Source organism: Veillonella sp., from assembly GCF_019414865.1.
In the GTDB taxonomy this organism is placed as follows: Bacteria; Bacillota; Negativicutes; order Veillonellales; family Veillonellaceae; genus Veillonella.
The window spans coordinates 1-4,926 of sequence record NZ_DXLG01000114.1; the positions used below are offsets into that span (position 1 = coordinate 1).

Here is a 4,926-nt window from a genome sequence, read left to right on the forward strand (position 1 = left end):
ATCTATATAGAATTATTCAGATTATTAGAATTTAGATTCAATAGCACCTTGAAGATCGCCTTTTGGCAAGAAACCAATTTTACGATCTACTACTTCGCCATCTTTTAAGATAACAAATGTAGGCAATACTTCAACTTGTAAATTACGTGCTAATTCTGGTTCTTCATCAGCATTTACTTTTACAAAGTTAGCTTTACCTTCAAGCTCACCTGCAATTTCTTCGATGATCGGCATCATACGTACGCAATAACCGCACCATGGAGCCCAGAAATCAATAACAGTTACGCCACCTTGATTTACTAAATCTTGATATTCAGCAGTTTTTAATTCTTTTAATTCGCTCATTATACCCTCCTACGGTAATTGAACTAATACACAATCTTGAATGACATGCAAGTTTAAAGCATGTGCTTTTTCAACAACAGATGGTTTATCCGCTCCTGGTTGTAACCACACAGTTGAAATGCCAAGTTCTTTGCATTCATCAAGTGCAGCTAAACCCGCTGATTCTGGTACAACAAAATCCACAACAGCTGGTACAACAGGAAGTGCAGAAAGACTAGAGTAACATTTGTCTCCATCTACTTCTGCAACATTAGGATTAACTGGATATACTTCATATCCGTGATCTTTAAGACATTTATAAATCTTATAGCCGAACTTTTCGGTTTTATCAGTGGCTCCAATAACGGCCCACACCTTTTGATCTAAAGCTTGTTGAATTGTCATTTCAACCACCTCTTATATACTATTATAAATAAATATCGAATTTTGTCAATGTAATGTATCGAATTTTATAGTTAAAGAATTATACGCTTTTAGCAAACATTTCAGAACTAAAATCAATGTATCTATTATCATTCAATGACAATTGTTTTTTGCCTCAAACTAGGAACCGATAGGTCTAAATGAATTAAATCAGAAAGGCTTATTTGTGGATGACTATACATAGCACCATCTATAAGCCCGCCTGCAACAGCTAACTCTCCTAAAATTCTAGATGCTGACCATTGCTGTTCTCGTAATTCACGGATTGTAATACTCTTTTGGCGTTTAGAAAGTCTATGGCCATCTGTATCTACCAAAAGTGGGGCATGACCATACTTAGGAACCACTATATTCTTATGGGGATAGCATTGTTGTAATGTATTATACAAATATAATTGCTGTCCCGTTGTATCGAGTAAATCATCGCCTCGAATCACTTCAGTTATTCCCATAGCTATATCATCTAATACGACTGCCAAATTATATGCGTACATACCATCACCACGACGTAATACATAATCATCTAGTTCACCTTCCAAATGAATATGCTGCTTACCTTGCCATCGATCATCAAACTCAAGATCACAAGAATCTATAGCAAGGCGCAAGGATGGTTCTTTGCTATTACATAACTCTTGTATTTCAAAATCACGTAAATGTCGACATTTTCCATCATAACGATGCACCACTTCGCCTACATGAGGTGCAGAAGCTATAGATTGTAGTCGCGCTCTATTACAAAAGCAAGGGTAAATTAGTTTTTCTAATGCGAGATATTCTAATATGTCTGCATAATATGTTTGTCTTTCACTTTGCCAGTAAGATACTTCTGGCCCACCTACACGAGGTCCTTCATCCCATTCAAAGCCAAGCCATTCTAAATCATCTAGTAAAGCTTCACCTAGTTCTCGCTTTGACCGTTGAAGGTCTATATCCTCCATCCGTACAACATACTTTCCTTTTTGTTGGCGTGTAGAGATATATGATAAAAGTGCTATCCACACGTTACCGAGATGAATATATCCTGTTGGACTAGGCGCAAATCTACCTTTCATTAGAACTCTCCTATAGCAGAAAACAAGTGGCACATCCATTAAGAATATGCCACTTATACATCCGAAGATATGTCAAAGTAAAACTAAAGCAATATCATTTATTGATATAAACTTATTTATCCTAAAGACACAATGTTATCAAACACTTTACCAGCATCTTTAATCTTTTGTTCGTTACCCATTGTGCAAATATGATTATCATTCAATACAGGTTCTACCACATCTGCTAATGCAACAATATCTTCTGGCTTACATGCGATTACTTGTTTACGGAACTCTACTTTGTCCTCTAATTTAGCACCACTGAAGTACATCCCCATTGCACGTGGTCCACGCAACGCAGGTGTCATTGGCAAGTCTAAAGAACTCATAGTACCAATAATATACTTACGCATTTCACGGTCAGTCAATGTGAAGTCACGAAGGTATTGAGGCAACTCTTTATATACATCTAAAGTTTCTAACAAGTTAGGATCACGATAACTACAGAAAATCATATTGCCATCATCATAGAAATTGGCAAATGCTCCGTAAGCACCACCTTGTACACGAATACGAATCCAAAGGTATTCATAACGTAAAATCGTTTCTAACACGCTCATTGGACCAACATGTTTGAAACCATGATCGATGAAGTTACCACCTTGTGCTACGTATTGAACCTTACCAGCTGTAACAATACCATCGTTGCCAGATAGACGAGTGATTTGTAATACATCATCACTCAATTCTGTAGTATCCCAAGTTTCAACGAAAGGTTTCATAAGGTTTTCAAAGGCTTCTAATTCGCCTTCTTCACCAACAAACATAATATCTACATTGTTAGCACGGAAAATTTTACGAGCTACTTCAGCTAATTTTTCTGGTAACAATGGCAATGCTGCAGGATTAGATGCTAGTTCACTAATTTTTTGATAATATCCTAAATTACCATTATCTCTAAACTTACCAACAGCAGATACTTGAGCCATAACGCGTTGACTCACGATGGAATTACCACGACGGAATGCTTCATTATCCCAAATGGCTTTGCTTTCTTGAACAAGTTCAGTCAAACGTTGATCATCGCTATAATCTGCTTTTTTTACGACTTCATTAATCAAGCGACATAAATCAGGTAATTTAGAATGTAATGCTTTCGCACGTACAATCATAAGAGGCGTAAATTCATCACGCTTACCATCTTTACTAATAGCCGTAATATCAGAACTCAATCCCCCTAAATTCATATTAATATCTTTAGCCAGTGCTTCATAACCGCGTTCAGAAGTATCAATACGACCGAGGATATCACTTAAAATATCAGCGTAGAATAGTTCCTCCTCAGTGAGGCAATTTAATTTAAAGTACAATCCCACATAATTGATACCTTTTGTGAAAGTAGGTACAAAATGAACTGTAGTATTGCCAATTTTACTTTCACGACGTTCTACGGCTTCAATATTAGGATTTAAATCAGACAACTCGAGCAAAGGAATAGATGCTAGCGCTTCATCGCTATCTGGTGTTTCTTGACGAATTTTTAGACGTTTTGTTTGCTCTACAATTGCGTCGATTTCTTCAGAGGTCATATTAGCTTTTAAAGTGGCTAAATGCTCTTTAACCTCTGCATCTTTACGTTCTTGAAGACCACGTTCAGGATAAATAGATACAAGAACTTTATGGTTATTATTCAAGATGGAATGACGAATTAAATCTTCGAAATATGTGCCAGCTAAGCCTTTTCGAATATTCGCTAATGCCTCTTCATAATGTAATAATTCCAATGGATCATTATCGTATAGCCAATTATCCATCATACGAATAATATAGGCTAAACCGATAGGACGACCACCAAAATCACTTTCACGAAGAGCAAATTCAATGCTATTTAAAGAAGCTTCTAATAACTCTTTATCTAAGCCCTTATCACATAACTCTTGTAATGTAGACTCTACAATACGCTGTAAGTCAGCTTGTTTATCTAGATTAGAACCTGTAGCTTGTACTGTCCACATAGGTTGGCGAATGCTATCTAAATAGTAGCCACTAATATCAGAACCAATACCAGCTTTCACCAGCGCCTGTTTAAGAGGTGCTGCAGGAGATGTTAACAAAGCATGTGTTAACACTTCAAATGCCAAGCTATGTTCAGGTGTTACATCAGGCAATACATACGCAAAGGAATGCAATGTACGATTATCTGTTGGCTCCTCAGAACCTACACTATATGGATAGCTCACTACTTTACCTTCTGTAAATGGAGCTTGTAGAGCTACCTCCGTATGAACGTCAATAGCATCAAAATGACTTAAGTACTCATCATTCAAGAAAGCTAATTGCTCTTCAATATTCATATCACCATACAAGAAGATATAACTATTGGATGGATGATAGTGAACACGGTAGAACTCTTGGAATTCTTCATATGTTAAATCTGTAATATAATCCGGATCCCCACCAGAGTCAACGCCATAAGTAGTATCTGGGAAAAGCTCACGCATCATTTGGCGTTCTAATACAGAGTCAGGAGATGAGTAAACACCCTTCATCTCATTGAATACAACACCTTTGTAGGTAAGTTCATCGTCTGCATCTTCGAGCTCATAATGCCAACCCTCTTGCATTACGATTTCTGCATCTTCACGAACACGTGGGTAGAATACAGCATCAAGATATACGTCCATCAAATTATGGAAGTCTTTATCGTTCTTACTCGCTACAGGATACATCGTTTTATCCGGATATGTCATAGCGTTTAGGAACGTATTTAAAGAACCTTTTACAAGTTCAACAAATGGCTCTTTTAATGGGAATTTGCGAGAACCACATAGAACGGAGTGCTCCATAATATGTGCTACACCTGTACTATTATGAGGTGTTGTTCTAAAAGCAATATTGAATACTTTATTAGAATCTGGTGAATCGATATAAATTAAGCGAGCACCAGACTTTTCGTGCTTCATTTCATAAGCGGTACCATTGATCTCATCAATGCGCTCAATGCGGTCAAGGCGAAAGCCAGAATAAACCTTATTTATTTCCATGCTGTCCCTTCTTTCTATATAAATATAATTAATTTCTTTCTAACAATTTATTATAACACATCGATGACCCTATATAT

Annotated in this window: 4 protein-coding genes; all 4 read right to left on the minus strand. The window is 36.8% G+C overall.

Annotated features, from left to right (window positions below):
* Window positions 1-24: 24 nt before the first annotated feature.
* On the minus strand, window positions 25-345 hold the full coding sequence (gene trxA / locus QZ334_RS06805) for a thioredoxin (protein ID WP_005386226.1): 321 nt from the start codon (window positions 343-345) through the stop codon (window positions 25-27).
* A 9-nt stretch (window positions 346-354) separates the two neighbouring features.
* Window positions 355-729: a CoA-binding protein gene (locus tag QZ334_RS06810; protein WP_005386225.1), complete on the minus strand. Its 375-nt coding sequence runs from the start codon at window positions 727-729 to the stop codon at window positions 355-357.
* 128 nt (window positions 730-857) lie between these two features.
* Window positions 858-1,823, minus strand: a complete 966-nt coding sequence (gluQRS, locus tag QZ334_RS06815; protein ID WP_295233061.1) for a tRNA glutamyl-Q(34) synthetase GluQRS — start codon at window positions 1,821-1,823, stop codon at window positions 858-860.
* Between the two features lie 116 nt (window positions 1,824-1,939).
* Entirely contained in the window at window positions 1,940-4,849 is a 2,910-nt protein-coding gene (locus QZ334_RS06820; RefSeq protein ID WP_295233064.1) for an insulinase family protein, read from the minus strand.
* Window positions 4,850-4,926 lie beyond the last annotated feature (77 nt).